The sequence below is a fragment of the Nocardiopsis sp. ATB16-24 genome (assembly GCF_030271535.1).
Classification (GTDB): Bacteria; Actinomycetota; Actinomycetes; order Streptosporangiales; family Streptosporangiaceae; genus Nocardiopsis.
The window spans coordinates 24,324-44,797 of record NZ_JASCXJ010000026.1 but is presented as its reverse complement, the minus strand read 5'-3'; the positions used below and the strand labels follow the sequence as shown (position 1 = coordinate 44,797).

Here is a 20,474-nt window from a genome sequence, read left to right as displayed (position 1 = left end):
CCTCACCGGCCTTCCCCGGACCCGTTCGGCCGCCGGCACGGTGGAGGACGGGCGAAGGGAATGAGGGGCGTCCTCGGAAGGGCCGGGCCCCGCAGTCGCGGGAGCCGTGTGAACCTCATGAGGACCACGGACTACGCTTGACCAGGCGAACCAGACCACACGGGCCTGTCCAGACACCTCTTTCGGGAGAGTGAGCATGAGCAAGGATGACCGCGAGGACGTCCGGCGTGCCGAGGGGAACGGACACCGACCCTTCCGTGGGCACGACGACGGCACCGTCCCCGGCGAGCAGCCCTACCTCGGAGGTCTGCTCGACGGCCTGCCCGAGAGCGGACGCGGTACCGAGGTCAGGCAGCCTCGTGCGCAGGACACGTCGGCCAACCCGTTCCGGAGACGGACCGACTCCCCGCCCCCGGGTGACCCCACGCCGGGGCAAGACCCCTCCCCGGTGGAACCCGGGCCCCCCTCCGCCCATGACGCGCCCGCCGAGGACGTCCCCGAGGCGCCGGGGACCGCTCCCGACGCGGCGTCGGCGGGCACCGACCACAGAGGCGCGGATCCCCGTTCCGCGACCGCCGGAGCAGAGCAGGACATGCACGCACACCACGCAGCGGCGCCTCGCGCCGAACCGCGCTCCGCTGACCGGGGGGCGCCGGTGCCACCCGGCGCGGGCTCCGAGGCCGCGTCCGCGGCCTCCCCCCTCGGGGGCGGGATCCGGCCCGACCACTCCTACGGCGAGGCCGAACGCGCCGCCGTCTACCGGGCCATGCGTGAAAGTCGCGACGTCCTGACGGGTTTCCGCTCCGAGGAGGTCCCCCACGACGTGCTCACCCGCGTCCTGGAGGCCGCCCACCAGGCGCCCAGGGCCGGGCGCTCCCAGCCCTGGGACTTCCTCGTGGTCAACGATCCCCGGGTGCGCGCACGCGTCGGCGACCTCGTCGGAGGCGGCCTCCAGGACCGCGTCCGGGCCCCGTCCGGAGGAGGTCCCCTCGACCCGGCCTTCGAGGTCCGGGCGATCCTCGAGGCGCCGCTCAACATCGTCGTCACCGTCGATCCCACCCGCGGGGGGTGGAGCACCCCGGGTCGCCACGCCGGACCCGCCGCCGCGTCCCACTCCGCGGCGCTCGCGGTGGAGAACCTCTGGCTCGCCGCGCGCGCCGAGGGCCTGGGCGTGGGCCGGATCACCTCCGTCGACGGGCGCGATCTCGCCGACGCCCTCGAACTCCCCTCCCACCTGGACGTGGTCGCCTACCTGTGCGTCGGTCACGTCGAGGAGTTCCCCGCCGACCCCGAACCCGGCCTCTCCGCCCGGGCCCGGGAACGCCCCCTGTCCTGGACGGTGCACCATGACCGCTACGGTCGCCGAGGACTGCCCGGCCAGGAGCCCACGAGTCTGCTGGAGGAGACCATCACCGCCATCGGAGCGCTGGACACCCGCGCGGTGGAACAGGCCAGGGCCCGGCAGGACCGGATGACCAAACCCCCCGGCTCCCTCGGAGTCCTGGAGGAGGTCTCGGCCCGGCTCGCCGGACTCGCCGGTGAGTGTCCCCCGCCCATGCCCGAACCCGCCGCCGTCGCGGTGTTCGCCGGCGACCACGGGGTCCACGCCCAAGGTGTGACGGCCTGGCCCCAGGAGGTCACCGCGCAGATGGTGCGCAACTTCCTGTCGGGCGGCGCGGTCGTCAACGCCTTCGCCGCCCAGGTCGGTGCCGAGGTCACCGTGGTCGACGTCGGCGTGGCCGGTGACCTGCCCCCGGCCCCGGGCCTGGTGGGCCGCAAGGTCGCGCGCGGCACCGCCGACTTCACACAGGGCCCCGCACTCGGCCGCGAACAGGCACTCCAGGCGTTGGAAGGCGGTATCGAGGTCGCCCGCGACCTGGTCGCGGCGGGGAACCGCTGCCTGGTCACCGGGGACATGGGCATCGCCAACACCACCCCGGCGGCCGCGCTGGTGTGCGCCTTCACCGGAGCCGACCCCGCTCACGCGACCGGCCGGGGCACCGGTGTGGACGACGACATGTACGCGCACAAGGTCGACGTGGTGCGAAGGGCCCTGGCGGCGAACCCGGTCGATCCGGACGACCCGATCGGGACCCTGGCCGCTCTGGGAGGGCTGGAACACGCCGCCCTGGTCGGATTCGTCCTCGGCGGTGCCGCGCTGCGGGTACCCGTCCTGCTGGACGGGGTCACCGCGGGGGCGGCCGCCCTGGTCGCGGCCGCGATCTCCCCGGAGTCCGTCGGTGCCTGCTTCGCGGGGCACCGCTCCAGCGAACCCGGACACGGCCTGGTCCTGGAGCACCTGGGTCTGCGTCCCCTGGTCGACCTGGAGATGCGACTGGGAGAGGGGACCGGGGCGCTGCTGGCGCTGCCCCTGCTCCAGGGCGCGGCCCGTGTCCTGCGCGACGTCGCCACCTTCGACGACGCGGGGGTGTCCACCGCACGCTGACGACCTCTCCGGTCCACGTGGACCGGCCCTGAGCGTCACCGGTCCCGGCGTGGGCCGGGCCACCGTACGGCGACACCCGCCCGACGGCGTACTCTGGAGCGACCGCCGACACCACCGGACGTCGGCATGCCTTGACACCCTCACCCCGCCACCGCCGCCGGGGACGCTACGGACGACCGAAGGGGTGCGCCCGTGACCTATCTCCTTGGTCTGCGCATGCAGGACCGTGATGTTCTCGTCGTCGGCGGGGGCAGGGTCGCCCAACGCCGGATCCCCGTCCTGCTCGACGCCGGCGCACGGGTCACCCTCGTCTCTCCCACGGTGTCCGCGGCGCTGGAGGACCTCGCCTCGGCCGGGCGTTTGACCTGGCATCGGCGTCCCTACGCGCCCGGTGACGTGGCCGGATCCCAGGCCCCCGCCTACTGGCTCGTGCACACCGCCACCGACGACCCGGAGGTCAACGCCGCCGTCGCCGAGGAGGCCGAGGGCGCACGCGTGTGGTGTGTGCGCGCCGACGACAGACACGCCTCCTCCGCCTGGACGCCCGCCAGCGGCACGGCGGGCGGGATCACGGTGGGGGTCGTCGCCTCGGGCGATCCCCGGCGCGCCGCGGGGCTGCGCGACGCCGTCGTCGACGGGCTCGCCGACGGAACGCTCGACGCCCGTCGTGGGCGCGAACGTCTCAACGGTGTCGCCCTGGTCGGGGGCGGGCCCGGCGATCCGGGGCTGATCACCGTCCGGGGGCGGCAGCTGCTCTCCCAGGCCGACGTGGTGGTGGTCGACCGCCTCGCCCCCACCTCCCTGTTGGACGGGCTTCCCCCCGACGTCGAGATCATCGACGCGGCCAAGATCCCCCACGGCCGCTCCATGAGCCAGGAGGACATCAACGCCGTCCTGATCGACCGGGCCCGCCGGGGCAGGTTCGTCGTGCGCCTCAAGGGCGGAGACTCCTTCCTGTTCGGTCGCGGTGGGGAGGAGGCGGCGGCCTGCGTCGCCGCCGGGGTCCCCGTCATCGCCGTCCCCGGCGTGACCAGCGCGCTGGCCGCTCCCGCCGGCGCGGGCATCCCCGCCACGCACCGAGGCGTGGCCCAGGACGTGCACATCGTGTCCGCGCACGTTCCGCCGGGGGACGAGCGTTCCACGGTCGACTGGGCGGGACTGGCCCGCGCGGGAGGTACCGTCGTTGTCCTCATGGGAGTGGGGCACCTCGAGGCCGTCGCCGACGCCCTCGTCTCCCACGGACGCTCCGCCGACACCCCCGTCGCGGTGGTGCAGGAGGCCACACTGCCGGGGCAGCGGACGGTCACGGGTACGCTGTCCACCATCGCCGCGTCGGCCCGGTCGGCCGAAGTGCGGCCCCCTGCGGTGGTGATCATCGGAGAAGTGGTCAAAACAGCGCGGGAGCTTGACATACTGCACACGGGAACCCAGTTCGAGACCCGTCGACTGGTGACCGGGCGCGATCTCCAATGAGCCGGCCGCCCGCGGCACACGTCGTTCACGCGGCGGGCGACCGTCAGCACCGATGAGGAGGGCACACCGATCATGACCCGGCCGTCGGCAGTACCGGGAACCACAGGTTCCGGTGCCCGGGACCGGTTCGGAACCGGACCGGCCGCCACCTCCGACCAGCCCGCCCAAGATCCGGGGACCGCGTCCCGATCGGGATCCGATTTCCTCCAAGGGCCCCTGGCGCCGACCCCGGCGAGCCCGACCGAGGACCGGGCGCCCGTCCCCGACGACAACCGTTTCGAACAGGTTCTGGAGACGCTGCGCAGGCAGATCCGGGATCTGGAGTTCGCCGAAGCCCTGCCCGGCGCGGAGGAGGGACGCACCCTCCAGGCCGACGTGCTCGCCCAGCTCTCCGACTACGTCCTTCCTCGTGTGCGCCGCCCCGACATCCCGCTGCTCATCGCGGTCGCCGGGTCCACCGGGGCGGGTAAGTCCACCCTGGTCAACAGCCTGGTCGGGGAGCAGGTCACCACCACGGGCGTGCGTCGTCCCACCACCAACAGTCCCGTGCTGGCCTGCAACCCCGCCGACGTCGACTGGTTCGGTGAGTCGTCGTTCATCCCGTCCCTGCCCCGTGTGCGTCAGCAGGGACTGGCGATGCCCGGCAAGGACGGCATGCTGGTGCTGGCCGCCACCGAGGCCATGCCCCAGGGCGTGGCCCTGCTCGACACACCCGACGTCGACTCCGCCGTCGCGGCCCACCACGAGTTCGCGGCCAAGTTCCTCGACGCCGCCGACCTGTGGGTGTTCGTCACCACCAGCACCCGTTACGCCGACGCGCGCGTGTGGGAGTTCCTCCAGGTCGCCCGCGACCGCGACACCTCCCTGGCCGTGGTGCTCTCCCGGGTGCCACGGCGGGGACGGCGTCAGCTGCTGGACCACTTCGGGGCCATGTTGGAGGCCAACGGGCTGGGGACGGCCGCCCGCTTCGCCATCCCCGAGACCGACCAGATCCGGGGAGGGCGCTTCACCTCCAACGTCGCCGACCACGTCCGCGACTACCTGGCCGAGGTCGCGGGCGAGAGCGAGCAACGCGACCGCGTCTCTCGCCGGACCTTCGTCGGTGTCATCGAGAGCTTCCGTACCCGGGTGCCCGAACTGGCCCGCCAGGTGGAATCGCAGATCGAGACCGGCCGCATCCTGGCCACCGCGGTGGACGACGCCTACGCCACCGCCCGTCACCGCATCGAGACCGGTCTGGGCGACGGCTCCCTGCTGCGTGGATCGCTGCTGGCGCGATGGCAGGAGGTGACGGCCGGGGGAGAACTGGCCAAGAGCCTGCGCATGCGCGGTAGGCGGGCCCGCAGGGGTGGACGTGTGGAACAGGCCGAGCGCAGCCAGCGGGTCGGTGCGCTGGAGCGCGCCATCCGCGAGGCCCTGGAGGCCCTGGTGGTCTCCAGTTGCGAGCGCGCCGGCGACGAGGTCGAACAGAGGTGGAGGGAGATCCCGGGGGCGGGCGAACTGGCGGCCAAGGCCCTCAACCAGCCCGGTACCGGCCTGCTGGCGCAGCAGATCCGCCAGGAGATCGCCGAGTGGCAGCGTGGGGTCGCCGAGATGACCACCGCCAGCGGGGCCACCAAACGCTCCGTGGCACGCTTCGTCACCTTCGACCACGACGTGGTCGCCCTCGTCCTGATCATCGACCTGCTCGGATACGAACGGTCCCGTTCGGGAGGCGGCGCCCACGCGGCCGAGAGCTCCGGTCCCTCGCCCCAACGCCTGCTCAAGGGACTGTTCGGTGCCCAGTCACTGCGTAGTATCGGCGGGGCCGCGCGGGACGATCTGGGCAAGCGCATCCTGGGGCTGCTCGAGCGTGAGCGCGTGCCCTTCGACAGCGCCCTGGCCGCCGCCGGGATCCCGTCCGAGGACAGCGCGGTCCAGCTCTACCAGGCCACGTACAACCTTGAGATCGCGAAGTAACGGCTCCTCCGTACGTGGGCCGGGGCCTCGTCCCCCGTGGCGGGGCCCGCCGTTACCGATACCAGTCGACGTCCAGGGGAGGTGACCCGTTGGCTACGCTCCACAGGGGACCGACGGCCCACCAGGGCGTGCCCTCCCGGCGCTCCGTCCCCGAACCCGTGTCGACGGCGTCCGCCGTGAAGGGCGAGGACCGCCCGCGCCTGTCGCGGTGCCCGTGTGCGTCCCCGAACGCCCACGGCGCCGCACTGCGGCACACGCGTCCCCCCTGGTCGGGGAGCACCGTTGCGACGATGTCCACCGGCCGCGCGGTGAGACGCGGGGGCCGCCACATCCTCCAGGCCGACCGCGGGGACGGCCGGGCCGTCACCGGGACGCGTCGACGCGCCGCCCGGCGACACGTGCGGGGTCGGGACTCACCACGCCACACCTCGTACCGCCCGGTCGGGGCCTCAGGGAAGAATCCGCGCCTGCCGCAGCGGGCGGACGGCCATGGCTACAGCATGCAGAAGGAGGCAGGGGCCTTCCCTCCCGCGTGAAGGCGGGGGGCGTGCGCCCCGCACACCCGATGACGACTCAGTGGAACCCCGCGCAGGCGCATGGGGAGTCCGGCGCGCCCCCCGGCGCCGACGGCGTGGACCGCGAGAGCGGACAGCCGGAGTCCGGCGTCCGGAACGACGAGCACACCCGTGGCCGTACGCGTCCCGAGGGCGGGCCGTGGCGTGGGTACACCATGCCGGTCCCCGAGCACCCCGAGCACACCGTGTCCGCGGCGGACACCGAGGAACCCGCCTACGACGGCATAGCGAGCTACCCGGACCCGTCCGGCGCCGCCGCTCCCGGTGGCAGGGGCGTCCCTCCCGCGCCCTCACGGCGCTCCGGACGTCACGCACGTCCCTCCAACACGGAGAGAGAAGGCCTCCGCCGTGCCGGTGGCACCGACCAGGAGGACCCCGACGGTCTCGCCGGATGGGTGGGCAGCCTCACCGAGGCCGCCGACGACGCCCGGATCGCCGGGCGCAGCACCGGCGCCTTTCCGGCCGTGGCCCGGTCGCAGGAGCCCGCGGCCGACACGACCTCCGACGAGAAGCCGGTCGACCGGCAGGCCCCCGGTCGACCGGCGCCGGACACCGGACGCCACAGGCAGGACTCCTCGCCCGCTTCCGCCGAAGCCGACGCCGGAAGGCCCGGCGAGGAGCGGGAGGAGCCCGAACCGCTGCCCCGCCGTGTCCCCGGCCCCTCCGCCGTCTCGGGGGCCTTCCGGGCGGTGGGCTCGGACACGGTCGCGAGCGACCTCGGGGAGGACGAGGAGTACCGCCCCACCACCCACGACGACTGGCGACCCACGCGGACCATCACCCGTGCCGAGCTGATCGAGCGCCTCGATTCGCTGGCCACCCTCACCGAGCTGGGTCGGGAGGACCTGCCCGAAGAGCTCACCGCCCGGGCCGCGCAGCTGCTCGACCACGCGGGCGCGCGGTTGCGCCTGTCCGGCGAGCACACCGTGGTCGCCCTGGCCGGAGGCACCGGAAGCGGAAAGTCCTCGCTGTTCAACGCCTTGTGCGGCCTACAGCTGTCCCAGACGGGCGTCACCCGACCCACCACCTCCAAGGCGCACGCCTGCGTCTGGGGGCACGAGGGGGCCGACGCCCTGTTGGGATGGCTCGGGGTCCCCACCCGCTACCGGCACTCACGCACCAGCGTCCTGGACACGAGCGACTCGGAGCTGACCGGTCTGGTCCTGCTCGACCTGCCCGACCACGACTCCGTCCGCAGCATGCACACCGCCGAGGCGGACCGCCTCATCGGTTCGGTCGACCTGCTCGTGTGGGTGCTCGACCCGCAAAAGTACGCCGACGCCGCGGTGCACCACCGCTACCTCGCCCAGATGGCCGGGCACGGCGCGGTCACGGTCGCCGTCCTCAACCAGGTCGACAAGGTCGAACCCGACGAGCTGGAGGAGTTGCTCACCGACCTGCGTCGCCTGTTGGAGTCGGAGTCGGGCGTCCATCCGCGGGTGCTCACCACCTCCACGGTCACCGGCCAGGGCATCGCCGAGCTGCGCGGGTTCCTCGCCGAGACGGTGCGTGAGCGACGCGCCCTGGTGGACCGGCTGGCCGCTGACCTGGAGCAGGTGATCGAGCCCTTCGGCGAGTTCTACGGGGAGGGCGAGATCCCCGCGACGGTCCCCGCCGAGGTGCGTACCCGTATCCAGGAGGGCCTGGCCGGCGCCGCCGGGGTCTCCGCGGTCGCCGACGTCACCGAGACCAACGACGTCCGGAGGGGCAAACGCCAGGTCGGCTGGCCGGTGGCGCGTCGGGCGGTGCGGTTGCGCAAGGACCCGCTCGCGGCGGTCCAGCTCGACTTCCTGCATCGGGCGGGGGAGGACGGCGTGAGCGGTCCGGTGGACGCGCACGAGGCCGAACTGGAGACCGCTCTGGGCGAGGCCGCCGACGCGGTCTCGGAGGGGATGCCGACGCCCTGGCGCCGACGGCTGCGTGCCGCGGCGCGTGGTGCGGTGCCCGAACTCCCCGCCGAGCTGGGGGAGGCCGTCACCGCGGCGGTCGGGGATCCCGATCTGAGTCCGTCGTGGTGGCGGGTCGCCCGCGCCGCGCAGTACGCCCTGCTCACGGTCGCGGGTGTGGGCCTGGCCTGGACGGTCGTGTCCCTGGTGAGCTGGCTCGGCGGCGGCATCACCGGAATGCGCGCCTTCGACGACCCGATGTTCGCCCTCTACTCCGGGGCCGTGGTGGCCGCGGCCCTGCTGGTGGGGTGGCTGACGGGGGTGGGGTGCGGAAACCTTGTGGAGGTCGCGGCGGTCCAACGCCGTGAGGACGTGGAGAGAACGGCCCAGGCCCGGGTCCGTGAGATCGCCGGTCTGCGCGTGGTGGAGCCGATGGAGGCGGAACTGGCCAGGTACCGGGCTTTCCGGGTGGCCTACGAGGTCGCCAGGGCGAAGGAGTGAGCGGACGATGTCCGGCGGTGGGGGACGACGGCGGACGCGATGCCGGAGGTCCCCCGTCCGACCACCCGGGGGCGGGCGGCGCTGCGCCGCCCGCCCCCGGGCTCTGTCGGGTTTAGATCCACTGGATGGGCATGGACATGTCGTGCTCCTTCGTGTTGAGTGCTGCCGGGCACCGGGACGGCCAGGAGGTCAGGCGGTCGACACCCTGTGCCACTGAGTGGCTACCGTCGTAGGCCCCTACGGAAGGATGCACCAAAACGTTGTGGAGGCCAACCCTCGCAGAACCGACCTTCCGGACCACGCGGATGTTGCTCACGTGTTATGTACATTAAGCAATTAATTTATTACTCAACGTAAGGTAAACTCACTCCGGTAACGATGGTGCCACGCACCGAACAACTTTTCGGAGTCACAGGTACCCAATCGTCGTGACCGAGTGGCACCGTAAGGGAACGCGGGGCGAACGCGGGCCGTCGAAATGGAGGACCATCGGGGACCGGACCCGCCACGGGTGGGTGGAGGGACCCGGTGGCCAAGGCCGAGCAAGGAGGGAGGGCGGGGCAGTGAGCATCTCGGAGAAGCCGGCGAGGGTCGGGGGGCCACCACCTGACGAGGAACAGGTGCGTTGGCCCTTCCTACAGCAACCTCGTCGTCTGATCGTCTACATGGGCCTGCTGCTGGCCCTCACGTTGTTCCTGTTCGGGATGGCCGTCGCCCTGTACACCCCCACCTGGCGGGACGCCGGCACCTTCGCGGCCCTCGTACTGTGCGCAGCCTGCGGTGTCGAGGCGATCCGACGACTGGGCCTTCCCGCCGGGGTGTCCCGCGACCTGCTGGGCGCCTGGTGGTTCCCCGCCATACTCCTGCTGCCGCCCGTGTACGCCCTGCTGCTTCCGGTCCCCGTCTTCATGATGATGCAGCTGCGTTCCCGCCGGGCGTTGGTGCATCGGAGGGTGTTCAACACGATCGCCGTCGCGCTGTCGGGTTTCCTCGCCTCGGTGGCCTGGCACGGGGTCCGGGGCGACGGCCTGGTGGCGGGACTGGCCGGGACCTCCGGCGCCCACGAGAGCCTGACCACCGTCTCGGGGGTGCTCGGGGCGCTGCTGTGCTGCTCGGGGTTCACGGTCCTCAACACCCTCTTCGTCGTGCTGGCCGCACGGATGAGCAACGGTCCGGGAGAGAGCTTCCGTCCCATGTGGGATCGGGAGGCCTTCATGCTGGACGCCGTCGAATTATGTGTGGGCGTCACCGTCGCGGTGCTCGCCAACATCTCGCTCCTCCTGCTGGTCATCGCGGTCCCCCCTGTGCTGTTGTTGCAGCGCAGCCTGCTGTACAACCAGTTGCAGGCGGCGGCGCGCACGGACCCCAAGACGGGGCTGCTCAACGCCTCCACCTGGGAGCAGGAGGCGGCGGTGGAGGTCGCCAGGGCCCGCTCCGAGCGGGGACAGGCGGCGGTGCTGATCCTCGACATCGACCACTTCAAGCGGGTCAACGACAACCACGGGCACCTGTTCGGAGACCAGGTGCTGCTGGGGGTGGCCACCACCATCGCCCAGCAGTTGCGCCAGTCCGACCTGCTCGGTCGCTTCGGCGGCGAGGAGTTCGTGGTCCTGCTTCCAGGCTCCGACACCACGGAGGCCTGGCGGGCCGCCGAACGTCTGCGCTCCCAGGTGGGCGACATGGAGATCGCGGTGGGCGACGTACCGGTGTCCATCACCGTCTCGGTCGGGGTGGCCGTCATCGGCGAGCACGGCAACGACCTGGTGGAACTGCTCACCGCCGCCGACCTGGCGCTGTACCGGGCCAAGGAGACGGGCCGCAATCGTGTGTGTCTGCCCGCCGGACGACCCGGTACGGAGGGAAAGATCCCCGAGGCACGAGAGGGAACGTCCCCCGACCGTGTCGGTCCCAGGAACCCCCGCGACCAGATCCCCTGACCGCGGACCCACGACCCGGTCCGGTTTTCCACAGCTCCACGGTGACCATTGCGCGAGACCGGCGCATCACCCACCGTGAAGACATGCACTTCGACCAGCCGCATCGCTCCGCCTCCACCCCCGACGACACCCCCCGCGATCCGACCCCCGACGACCCCTCCACAGCGCAGGCCCCGGACAGCGGACCCGCTCCCGCCGTCCCCGCCCCCCGAGCCTCCGGCCCCCCGGCCGTGGAGCACGCGCCCGCGACGGTCCCCGCCCTCACCCTCACCGACCCCACCGACGTCATCGCCACTCTGCCCTACCTCGTGGGCGAACCCCCCGACCCCGGGATCGTGGTCCTCTCCGTGCGAGGCAAGGGGGTGCACTCCGCGTTCCGCGGTGACCTCGACCGACTGAACGCGGCAGGGGATCGGTCCCGCCCCACCCTCGTTCCCATCGACATGGCCGCGGACGAGGGCTGCACCGCGGTGGTGGTCGTCGCCTATGGCCCGCCCGCACAGGTCACCCCCCACGTCGACCGGATCCTGTCCGCCGCCCGTGAGCGCGATCTGAACGTCATCGACGCCCTGCGCGTCACCGACGGTCGGTACTGGTCCTACACCTGTCGAAGGCCCGACTGCTGCCCGGTCGAGGGGACCGTGATCAACGTCGACAGCTCCACCGTCCCGGCCAAAGCGGTCCTGAACGGGATCGCTCCCATCCGGCCCCTCCCTACGGCCGAGTCCGACCTCGCGCGGGTACGGGCAGTCCTTCGCCCCGTGGAAGGCGACGAGCGCGCGGCCATGGACACGGCCGCGCAAAGGGCGGAGGCGCGCGCCCGGGAACTGCTGGAGCAGGGGATGGGGGGAGCCCTCGTCGACCGGGGCCTGACCGCGGCCCTGGGCGCGGTACGGGCCGAACGGGCGGGCCGGGTGATCACCGACCACCAGGAGTTGGCCTGGTTGGGCACGTACCTCACCCAGACCCGTGTGCGCGACGAGATGTGGGCGCGCATCACCGCGGAGGACGCACCCGTGCACCATCGACTGTGGGGGCGCCTCACCCGCCACCTGCCCCGACACCAACGGGCGGCGCCGGCCTCCCTGTTGGCGGTCGCGGCCTGGCAACGTGGTGACGAGCCCCTCGCCGCCGCGGCTTTGGACGTCGCCCTGACCGCCGATCCGGGGTACTCCATGGCGGTGCTGATGAGCAGGGCCCTGGCCTGGGGGCTGCCGGTGGAGCGGTGGCGAGAGTTCACCCCCCGATGGCTGAGGGAGAGGAGCAGGTATCCCCAGGCGTGAGGGTGGGACGGCGGTCACGGCACCGAGGGTCGCCGCCCGCCGTCTCGCCGGGCCCGCCGGGGTGCCGCCGGCGGGCCCGGACGTTCCCGGTCCGCGGGTACGGAGAGTGTCCACTCGTGGCGGGGGCACGCCCCCCGACGGCCTAGGCTGGGAGACATGCCGGAGTACATCTACACCATGAACAACGTGCGCAAGGCGCACGGTGACAAAGTCGTCCTGGACAACGTTTCGGGGTCGTTCCTGCCCGGAGCCAAGATCGGCGTCGTGGGCCCCAACGGTGCGGGTAAGTCGACGCTTCTCAAGATCATGGCCGGCATCGAGCAGCCGTCCAACGGCGAAGCGCGGCTCATGCCCGGTTTCACCGTCGGGCTGCTCGCGCAGGAACCCCAGCTCGATCCGGACAAGACCGTTCTGGAGAACGTGCAGGAGGGCGTCGCCGAGACCAAGGCGATGCTCGACCGCTTCAACCAGATCGCCGAGCAGATGGCGACGGACTACTCCGACGACCTGCTCGAGGAGATGGGCAAACTTCAGGAGCAGCTCGACCACCGCAACGCCTGGGACCTGGACAGTCAGCTGGAACAGGCGATGGACGCCTTGCGCTGCCCTCCCGGCGACGCCTCCGTCACCCAGCTCTCCGGTGGTGAGAAGCGCCGCGTCGCCCTGTGCAGGCTGCTGCTGGAACAGCCCGACCTGCTGCTGCTCGACGAGCCCACCAACCACCTGGACGCCGAGAGCGTGAACTGGCTGGAGCAGCATCTGGCCAAGTACCCCGGCACCATCGTCGCGATCACACACGACAGGTACTTCCTCGACCACGTGGCCACGTGGATCCTGGAGCTGGACCGGGGACAGTTCTACCCCTACGAGGGCAACTACAGCACCTACCTGGAGACCAAGCAGGCCCGTCTGAAGGTCGAGGGGCAAAAGGACGCCAAGCGCGCCAAGCGGATCAAGGAAGAGTTGGAATGGGTCCGCTCCAACGCCAAGGCCCGTCAGACCAAGAGCAAGGCCCGCCTCCAGCGTTACGAGGAGATGGCCGCCGAGGCGGACAAGACCCGCAAGCTGGACTTCGAGGAGATCCAGATCCCGCCGGGTCCGCGCCTGGGAGGCACCGTGGTGGAGGTCAAGAACCTCACCAAGGGCTTCGGTGACCGCGTGCTCATCGAGGACCTCAGCTTCTCGCTCCCGCCCAACGGCATCGTCGGTGTCATCGGTCCCAACGGTGTCGGTAAGACGACGCTGTTCAAGATGATCGTCGGTGAGGAGACCCCCGACAAGGGGGACATCCGTATCGGTGACACCGTCAAGATCTCCTACGTCGACCAGTACCGGGGACGCATCGACGACAGCAAGAACGTGTGGGAGACGATCTCCGACGGCGAGAACTTCATCGAGGTCGGCAAGGTCGAGATCCCCAGCCGTGCCTACGTCGCGGCGTTCGGCTTCAAGGGGTCGGACCAGCAGAAGCCCTCCGGCGTGCTCTCCGGTGGAGAGCGCAACCGGGTGAACCTGGCGCTGACTCTCAAGCAGGGCGGCAACCTGCTGTTGCTGGACGAGCCCACCAACGACCTGGACGTGGAGACCCTCGGCTCCCTGGAGAACGCGCTCCTGGACTTCCCCGGCTGCGCCGTGATCACCTCCCACGACCGCTGGTTCCTGGACCGCGTCGCCACGCACATCCTCGCGTGGGAGGGCGACGCCTCCTGGTACTGGTTCGAGGGCAACTTCGACGCCTACGAGCAGAACAAGATCGAGCGTCTGGGACCTGAGGCCGCGCGTCCGCACGCGGTCACCTACCGCAAGCTCACCCGCGACTGAGCGGCACCGGACGGGACCGGTCCGACCGGTCCCGTCCGGTGTGCCGAGCCCGTGGTCGGAACTCCGTTCCGACCACGGGCTTCGCCGCTCTCTGGGAACGACGGACCCTCACGGCCGCCACGAGACCCGCTCCGGTGCGGGGGCGGGGACCGGGCACCCCTGGTCGCGCGGTCCACTTGTGAGTTCGGGGACGTGGCATACCCTGGGGGCGATGACTGCCGAGCGTGATTCCCAGCCGAGCGCGGGTGATGAGCCCGTGCGCAAGAAGACGTTCTATGAGGCCGTGGGCGGTGAGGAGGCCTTCGTCCGCCTGACCCGCCGTTTCTACGAGGGGGTGGCCGAGGACCCCGTCCTGCGGCCGATGTATCCCGAGGAGGACCTCGGTCCCGCCGAGGAGCGCCTGCGCCTGTTCCTCATCCAGTACTGGGGCGGCCCGCGCACCTACAACGAGACCAGGGGACACCCCCGACTGCGGATGCGGCACGTCCCCTTCCGCATCGGCGCCGACGAGCGCGACCTGTGGCTCAAGCACATGCGCGACGCGGTGGACTCCCTCGCACTGCCCGAGGAACTGGAGCGGCCGCTGTGGGAGTACATGGTCATGGCCGCGCACAGCATGGTGAACGTCCCGGAGGAGGCGCAGGCCCCCCGGGTGTCGAACCCGACACGGGTGTCGGTCTCCTCCTCCAAGGACGAGGACGACGACGGCGAGAGCGTCACCATCTCCCTGAGATGACGGGGCGGAACCGTTCCGCGGGCCGGGGGGAACTCAGGAGTACTCGGCGAGCAGTGCGCGCTCGGCGGCGTTGAGCCGCCGGGCGCTCTGCGTCGGCACGTCGAAGCCGACCATCACCGTCCTGGCCCGCAGGTACACCTTGGTGTCGTCGAGGATCTCGTAGGCCAGGGTGAAGCTGGCGTTGCGCACCTCGGTCACCCACAGTTCCACGCGCACGGGCTCCGATCTGGGCAGCAGGGGCGCCACGTAGTCGGCCTCCTGACGGGCCACGACCGTGGCTCCGAAGACCTCCTCGCCGTCGTAGACCCCCGCGTAGCGCAGGAACGAGATCCTAGCGTCCTCCAGGTAGGTCAGCATCCGCACGTTGTTGACGTGGTGCTGCGGGTCGAGGTCGGCATAGCGGACCTGGGCCAGGTGCACGTGACGTCGGGGCTCCGCACCGGTACCGACGGGTCCGGCCTCGGTCTGTGTCACTCCGGAATCCTCTCGCGCTGCTCTCCTGGGGGGTGGGACATCCTCGATTGTCTCAACACCCGCAGGTCGAACACGCTGTCGTCCCTGTGTCGTTGCTCTCCCGGTGCCCGGAGGACCGGGCACCGGGAGGCCGAGGACGTCAGTCCGCCTGGAGCCCCAGGTGGTGGGCGAGGAAGGCCAGCTGTTCGGCGTTGAGCGCCACACTGCGGCTCACCGAACGTGAACTGTGGCCGACGTCGGACTCCCTGCGCAGCAGGATCGGCCTCTCCTCCACAGGGGCCGACGTGGCGTGCTGCATCCGCGCGCACAGCTTGCGCGCGTGCAACGGGTCCACACGGGTGTCGTTGTCGAACACGCTGAACAGGATCGCCGGGTAGCGGGTGCCCTCACGCACGTTGTGGTACGGGGAGTAGCCCAGGAGCCACCCCAGCTGTTCGGGGTCGTCAGCGGTGCCGTACTCGACGTTCCACAACTGGCCCAGCCCGAACCGCTCGTAACGGACCATGTCCAACAACGGGGCCGAACAGATGGCGGCGGTGAACAGGTCCGGACGTTGGGTCACCATGGCGCCCACCAGCAGCCCGCCGTTGCTGCCGCCCATGACGGACAGGTGCTCGGGGTCGGTGACGCCGGTGGCGATCAGGTGCTCGGCCGCCGCCGCGCAGTCGTCGAAGACGTTCTGCTTGTCGGCGAGCATCCCCGCCTGGTGCCACTCCTCGCCCTCCTCCAGACCACCGCGCAGGTTGGCGACGGCGTACACGCCGCCCGCGCGCACCCAGGCCAGGGCCACCGCCGAGTAGGCGGGGGTCAGGGAGATCCGGAAACCGCCGTACCCGTACAGGATGGTCGGCCGGGGCCCCTCCGCCGGGGCCTGGGGCGACACCACCAGCATGCGCACGGTCGTGCCGTCCTTGGAGGTGTAGGCGACCTGTTCCACCTTCACCTCCGGCAGGTCGATCTCACCGGGGGCGTCGGCCCACAACGACACCTCGCCCGTGAGCGCGTCGTAACGGTACACCGACGAGGGGTGGGTGCTGTCGGTGTAGCCGAACCAGGCCTCGTGCCCGCCCTCGGGACGTTCGACGACCCCGCCGATGGTGCCCAGACCGGGCATGGTGAGTTCGCCCAGACGTTCGCCGGTGGACAGGTCGTGTCGGGTGATCCCGCTGATCGCGTGACGACTGTGGGAGACCAGTAGTTCGGGACGGTCCATCCCGTCCAGGATCGCGTACCCCTCCAAGACCGCGTCGGGCTCCTCCGGGACCAGGGTGGTCCAGTTCTCGTAGGCGGGGTCGGAGGGGTCGGCCACGCACAGGCGACCGCGGGGGGCCTCCCGGTCGGTGAAAAGGTACAGGCGTCCGTCGCGTTCCACGTACGGGTACAGGGAGGCGTCCACGTTCTCCTGGATCGTCCTCAGGCGGGGTCGGTCCAGGTCCCCGTCGGAGAGGTCGGCGATCCAGGCGTCGGTGGCCGCCGAGGTCCCGCGGTTGGAGAGCAGGACGAACCAGCGTCCGTCCCGGCTCATGATCGGGGTGAAGTACTCGGTCTTGTCGCGGCCCTCGCCGAAGACCATGACGTCCTGTGAGGTGGGAGCGCCCAGTCTGTGCAGGTAGACCCGACGGTGGTAGCTCTCCTCCCCCTCGGGGACCTGCTCGGGAGGCAGACGTCGCACGTAGTAGAAGGCGGAGGAGTCGGGCGACCACGCGATCGGGCTGTACCGGACCCTGCTGATGGGACCGTCCACCAGGTCACCGCTGTCGACGTCCATGACCCTGAGCACGGACTCCTCGTCACCGCCCTCGGAGAGCTGGTAGGCGAGCAGGCGTCCGGAGTGGTCGGGCTTCCAGGCGTCCAGGGTGGTCAGGCCCTCGGGATCGAGCGCGCCGGGGTCCACCAGGGCACGTTCGGGGCCGTCGCCGTCCTGGACATAGAGCACACCGTGCTCCTGTTCGGCGGTGCGGCGGACGAAGAATCGGCGGTCGCCCCGCCACACGGGTGCCCCCACGCTCCCGGCGCCCAGCAGGGAACGTATCCGGTCGGCGAACCACTCACGTGTGGTGAAGCGCGAGCGGACCTCGGCGTACAGGCTGTCCTGCGCGGTCGCCCACTCCTTGGTCTCCGCCGACTCCTCCTCCAACCACCGGTAGGGGTCATCGACCATGTGGCCGTGCAGATTCTCGATGATGTCCAGCCGTGCGGCCGGGGGATAGCGGAGTTCACGCATGTTCCGCACTCTATCCACCGCTGTTGGACACGGTGTTCCCGGCGCGGCGGCAACCTGGAACAGGCGGTGGTCGGCGCACAATAGGCGCATCGCGGGGTGGTGGAGGAGGCTCCCGGCGGCCGGACGGAAATTGGGGTGGCGCCGGGACGGTCCGACCACGCACACTTGATGCGGGACGCAACTCGGCGGGACCACCGGGAGGTCCGTGTGGCAAGGCGTACGGAACCACCGATCCTCGGATCGGTGCACAGGGAGGTCTCCTGGCTGGCCGATCGGCTGGCCGGGGAGGAGACACGGCCGTCACAGACGACGGTTGGGGCGACACAATGAGCGCCCGACGCAGCCGGGAGGGTGGTCCAGGCACCGCCCGCCGCCATGTGCTGCTGCTCAACGCCAGCTTCGAACCATTGACGACACTGCCTCTGCGCAGAGCGATCCTGCTCGTTCTGCGGGAGAAGGCGGAGATCATCCACCAGGACGAGGCGGGGGCGCTGCTGCACTCGGCGACACGTTCCTACGACGTGCCGTCGGTCATCAGGCTCCGCCGCTACATCAGCGTCCCGTACAGCCGCAGAGTGCCGCTCACCCGGGTGGCGCTCATGCGCCGGGACAGGAACACCTGCGGGTACTGCGGGAAGAAGGCCGAGACCATCGACCACGTCATCCCGCGCAGCCGTGGTGGTGCGCACGTGTGGGAGAACGTGGTGGCGGCCTGCAAACCATGCAACCACCGCAAGGCCGACAAGTTCCTGGACGAGCTGGGCTGGGAACTGCGCATCACCCCCAAGGTGCCCAAGGGGCCCCACTGGCGTCTGATCAACGGCGATCTCCACGGCGACCCCCAATGGGAGCCGTACATGGCCCACCTGGCCGCCTGAGGCGGCGGGACCGGGACCGGGCGTCCCGCCCGGTCCCGCCTTCGTCCTGTCGGGCACATGGATCGGGGACGTCCCCGATCCCGCCGCGCACGAGGGGCCCTTCGAGGACTCCTCGTCCCAGGAGGGGGGACGTATCCTGTCCCCATGCCCAGATACGACTTCCGCTGCCGTGAGTGCGGCGACACCTTCGAACTCTCCCGTCCGATGGCCCGTGCCGGAGATCCGGCGACCTGCCCGCAGGGGCACGACGACACCGTACGACTGCTGTCCACGGTGGCGGTGGGAGGGAGGGCGTCCGCCCCCGCGCCCTCGGGAGGAGGGTGCTGCGGGGGCGGATGCTGTTCCTGAGGGGCGCGGTCTACTTCTCGATCTGCGACACGTCGCGGGCCGCGCCCGTCGAGGCCGAGGTCGCCATGGCGGCGTAGGCGCGCAGCGCCGCCGTCACCGGGCGCTGACGGTCACGCGGCTGGAACCGGCCCAGTTCCTTGAGCAGGCGCTCACGGCGCGTGCCCAGTTCGTCCTCGGGGACCTCCAGCGCGATGCTCCGGTTGGGGATGTCGATGCTGATGACGTCCCCGTCCTCCACCAGGGCGATGTCACCGCCCGCGGCGGCCTCGGGTGAGGCGTGGCCGATGGACAGTCCCGACGTGCCTCCGGAGAAACGGCCGTCGGTGATGAGCGCGCACGCCTTGCCCAGGCCACGGCCCTTGAGGAAGCTCGTCGGGTACAGCATCTCCTGCATGCCGGGGCCGCCCTTGGGGCCCTCGTAGCGGATGACCACCACGTCGCCCGGTTCGATCTTCTTGTTGAGGATGCCCTCGACCGCGTCGTCCTGCGATTCGAAGACCTTGGCGGGGCCGGAGAAGGTCCACAGCTCCTCCTCCACACCGGCGGTCTTGACGATCGCGCCGTCGGGTGCGAGGTTGCCGAAGAGCACCGCCAGGCCGCCGTCCTTGGTGTAGGCGTGGGAGACCGAGCGGATGCATCCCTCCTCCCGGTCGGTGTCCAGGCTGTCCCAACGCGTGCTCTGCGAGTACGCCTTGGTGGTGCGCCTGCCACCGGGGGCCGCGTGGAACAGTTCCAACGCCTCCGGCAGGACCGTCTCGGAGGAGATGTCCCATGCGGCGATGAACTCACCGACCGTCTTGCCGTGCACCGTGGGCAGTGAGGTGTCCAGTAGTCCGCCGCGGGCCAGCTCCCCCAGGATGGCGGGGATGCCGCCGGCGCGGTGCACGTCCTCGATGTGGTACTTGTCGGTGTTCGGGGCGACCTTGCACAGACACGGAACCCTGCGGGAGACCTCGTCGATGTCGGGCAGGCCGAAGTCGACGCCCGCCTCGGTGGCGGCCGCCAGCAGGTGCAGGATGGTGTTGGTGGAACCGCCCATGGCCACGTCCAGGGCCATCGCGTTGCCGAAGGCCGCCGGGGTGGCGATGGACAGGGGCAGGACCGACTCGTCGTCCTCGTCGTAGTAACGCTTGGCCGCCTCCACGACCAGGCGACCGGCGTCCTCGTACAGGGCACGGCGAGCGGTGTGGGTGGCCAGCACCGTGCCGTTACCGGGCAGGGCCAGCCCCATCGCCTCGGTGAGGCAGTTCATGGAGTTGGCGGTGAACATGCCCGAACAGGAGCCGCACGTGGGGCAGGCGGCCTCCTCCAGCTCGTCCAGTTCGGCCTGGGAGACGCTCTCGTCGGCCGAGGCGATCATCGGGTTGATCAGGTCCAGTTTGCGGACGGTGGTGGCGGTGCCGTCGACCACCGTGACCTTGCCCGCCTCCATGGGACCGCCCGAGACGAACACCGTGGGGATGTTCAGGCGCAGCGCGGCCAGCAGCATGCCGGGCGTGATCTTGTCGCAGTTGGACACGCACACCAGGGCGTCGGCGCAGTGCGCGTTGACCATGTACTCCACCGAGTCGGCGATGAGCTCGCGGCTGGGCAGGGAGTAGAGCATGCCGCCGTGGCCCATGGCGATGCCGTCGTCCACGGCGATGGAGTTGAACTCGCGGGGGACACCACCGGCCTGGCGGATCGCGTCGGCGACGACCTCGGCCACCTCGCGCAGGTGCACGTGACCGGGGACGAACTCGGTGAAGCTGTTGGCCACGGCCACGATGGGCTTACCGAAGTCCTCGCGCTCGACACCGGTTGCGCGCATGAGAGCGCGGGCACCTGCCATGTTCCTGCCATGTGTGACGGTGCGTGAGCGTAGGGCTGGCATGGGGCGGACTCCCATCGTTACGGGTGTTTCCCCTCGATGGTAGTCCGTCCCGGCAAACAT

Annotated in this window: 13 protein-coding genes; 10 read left to right on the top strand and 3 right to left on the bottom strand. The window is 71.0% G+C overall.

Features of this window, described 5'->3' with window-relative positions:
• Window positions 1–196: 196 nt before the first annotated feature.
• The 8 genes from cobT to PFX91_RS21580 all read left to right on the top strand — a co-directional run bounded on the left by cobT (window position 197) and on the right by PFX91_RS21580 (window position 14,617).
• Window positions 197–2,446 carry a nicotinate-nucleotide--dimethylbenzimidazole phosphoribosyltransferase gene (cobT, locus tag PFX91_RS21615; protein ID WP_285734699.1) on the top strand — a complete coding sequence of 750 codons (2,250 nt, stop codon included), beginning with the start codon at window positions 197–199 and terminating at the stop codon, window positions 2,444–2,446.
• Window positions 2,447–2,638: 192 nt separating this feature from the next.
• A complete protein-coding gene (cobA, locus tag PFX91_RS21610) occupies window positions 2,639–3,919 on the top strand; it encodes a uroporphyrinogen-III C-methyltransferase (RefSeq protein ID WP_285734695.1) in 1,281 nt (426 codons plus the stop codon).
• Window positions 3,920–3,991: 72 nt separating this feature from the next.
• The gene (locus PFX91_RS21605) at window positions 3,992–5,878 is read left to right on the top strand and encodes a GTPase (protein WP_285734693.1); all 1,887 of its coding nucleotides are present in this window, start codon (window positions 3,992–3,994) and stop codon (window positions 5,876–5,878) included.
• A gap of 565 nt (window positions 5,879–6,443) precedes the next feature.
• Complete coding sequence (locus PFX91_RS21600; RefSeq protein ID WP_285734690.1) at window positions 6,444–8,840, top strand: GTPase; 2,397 nt, start codon at window positions 6,444–6,446, stop codon at window positions 8,838–8,840.
• Window positions 8,841–9,403: 563 nt separating this feature from the next.
• Window positions 9,404–10,777 (top strand): sensor domain-containing diguanylate cyclase, encoded by a 1,374-nt coding sequence (locus tag PFX91_RS21595; RefSeq protein ID WP_285734689.1) that lies wholly within the window; start codon window positions 9,404–9,406, stop codon window positions 10,775–10,777.
• An 83-nt stretch (window positions 10,778–10,860) separates the two neighbouring features.
• Window positions 10,861–12,060 carry a DUF4192 domain-containing protein gene (locus PFX91_RS21590; RefSeq protein ID WP_285734687.1) on the top strand — a complete coding sequence of 400 codons (1,200 nt, stop codon included), beginning with the start codon at window positions 10,861–10,863 and terminating at the stop codon, window positions 12,058–12,060.
• Between the two features lie 156 nt (window positions 12,061–12,216).
• Window positions 12,217–13,881, top strand: a complete 1,665-nt coding sequence (gene ettA / locus PFX91_RS21585) for an energy-dependent translational throttle protein EttA (RefSeq protein ID WP_285734685.1) — start codon at window positions 12,217–12,219, stop codon at window positions 13,879–13,881.
• Window positions 13,882–14,092: 211 nt separating this feature from the next.
• A complete protein-coding gene (locus PFX91_RS21580) occupies window positions 14,093–14,617 on the top strand; it encodes a globin (RefSeq protein ID WP_285734683.1) in 525 nt (174 codons plus the stop codon).
• A gap of 33 nt (window positions 14,618–14,650) precedes the next feature.
• On the opposite strand, the gene PFX91_RS21575 is transcribed toward PFX91_RS21580, so the two are convergent.
• Both PFX91_RS21575 and PFX91_RS21570 read right to left on the bottom strand, forming a co-directional pair.
• A complete protein-coding gene (locus PFX91_RS21575; protein WP_285734681.1) occupies window positions 14,651–15,091 on the bottom strand; it encodes an acyl-CoA thioesterase in 441 nt (146 codons plus the stop codon).
• A gap of 139 nt (window positions 15,092–15,230) precedes the next feature.
• Window positions 15,231–17,315 (bottom strand): prolyl oligopeptidase family serine peptidase, encoded by a 2,085-nt coding sequence (locus tag PFX91_RS21570; protein WP_285734680.1) that lies wholly within the window; start codon window positions 17,313–17,315, stop codon window positions 15,231–15,233.
• Between the two features lie 377 nt (window positions 17,316–17,692).
• Here PFX91_RS21570 and PFX91_RS21565 point away from each other — a divergent pair, with 377 nt between their 5' ends.
• Together PFX91_RS21565 and PFX91_RS21560 are read left to right on the top strand one after the other, a co-directional pair.
• Window positions 17,693–18,193, top strand: coding sequence for an HNH endonuclease (locus PFX91_RS21565; RefSeq protein ID WP_285734724.1), 501 nt, complete (start codon window positions 17,693–17,695; stop codon window positions 18,191–18,193).
• Between the two features lie 144 nt (window positions 18,194–18,337).
• A complete protein-coding gene (locus PFX91_RS21560; RefSeq protein ID WP_285734678.1) occupies window positions 18,338–18,541 on the top strand; it encodes an FmdB family zinc ribbon protein in 204 nt (67 codons plus the stop codon).
• A gap of 10 nt (window positions 18,542–18,551) precedes the next feature.
• Here the strand turns inward: PFX91_RS21560 and ilvD are convergent, their stop codons facing one another.
• Window positions 18,552–20,414 (bottom strand): dihydroxy-acid dehydratase, encoded by a 1,863-nt coding sequence (gene ilvD, locus PFX91_RS21555; RefSeq protein WP_285734676.1) that lies wholly within the window; start codon window positions 20,412–20,414, stop codon window positions 18,552–18,554.
• Window positions 20,415–20,474 lie beyond the last annotated feature (60 nt).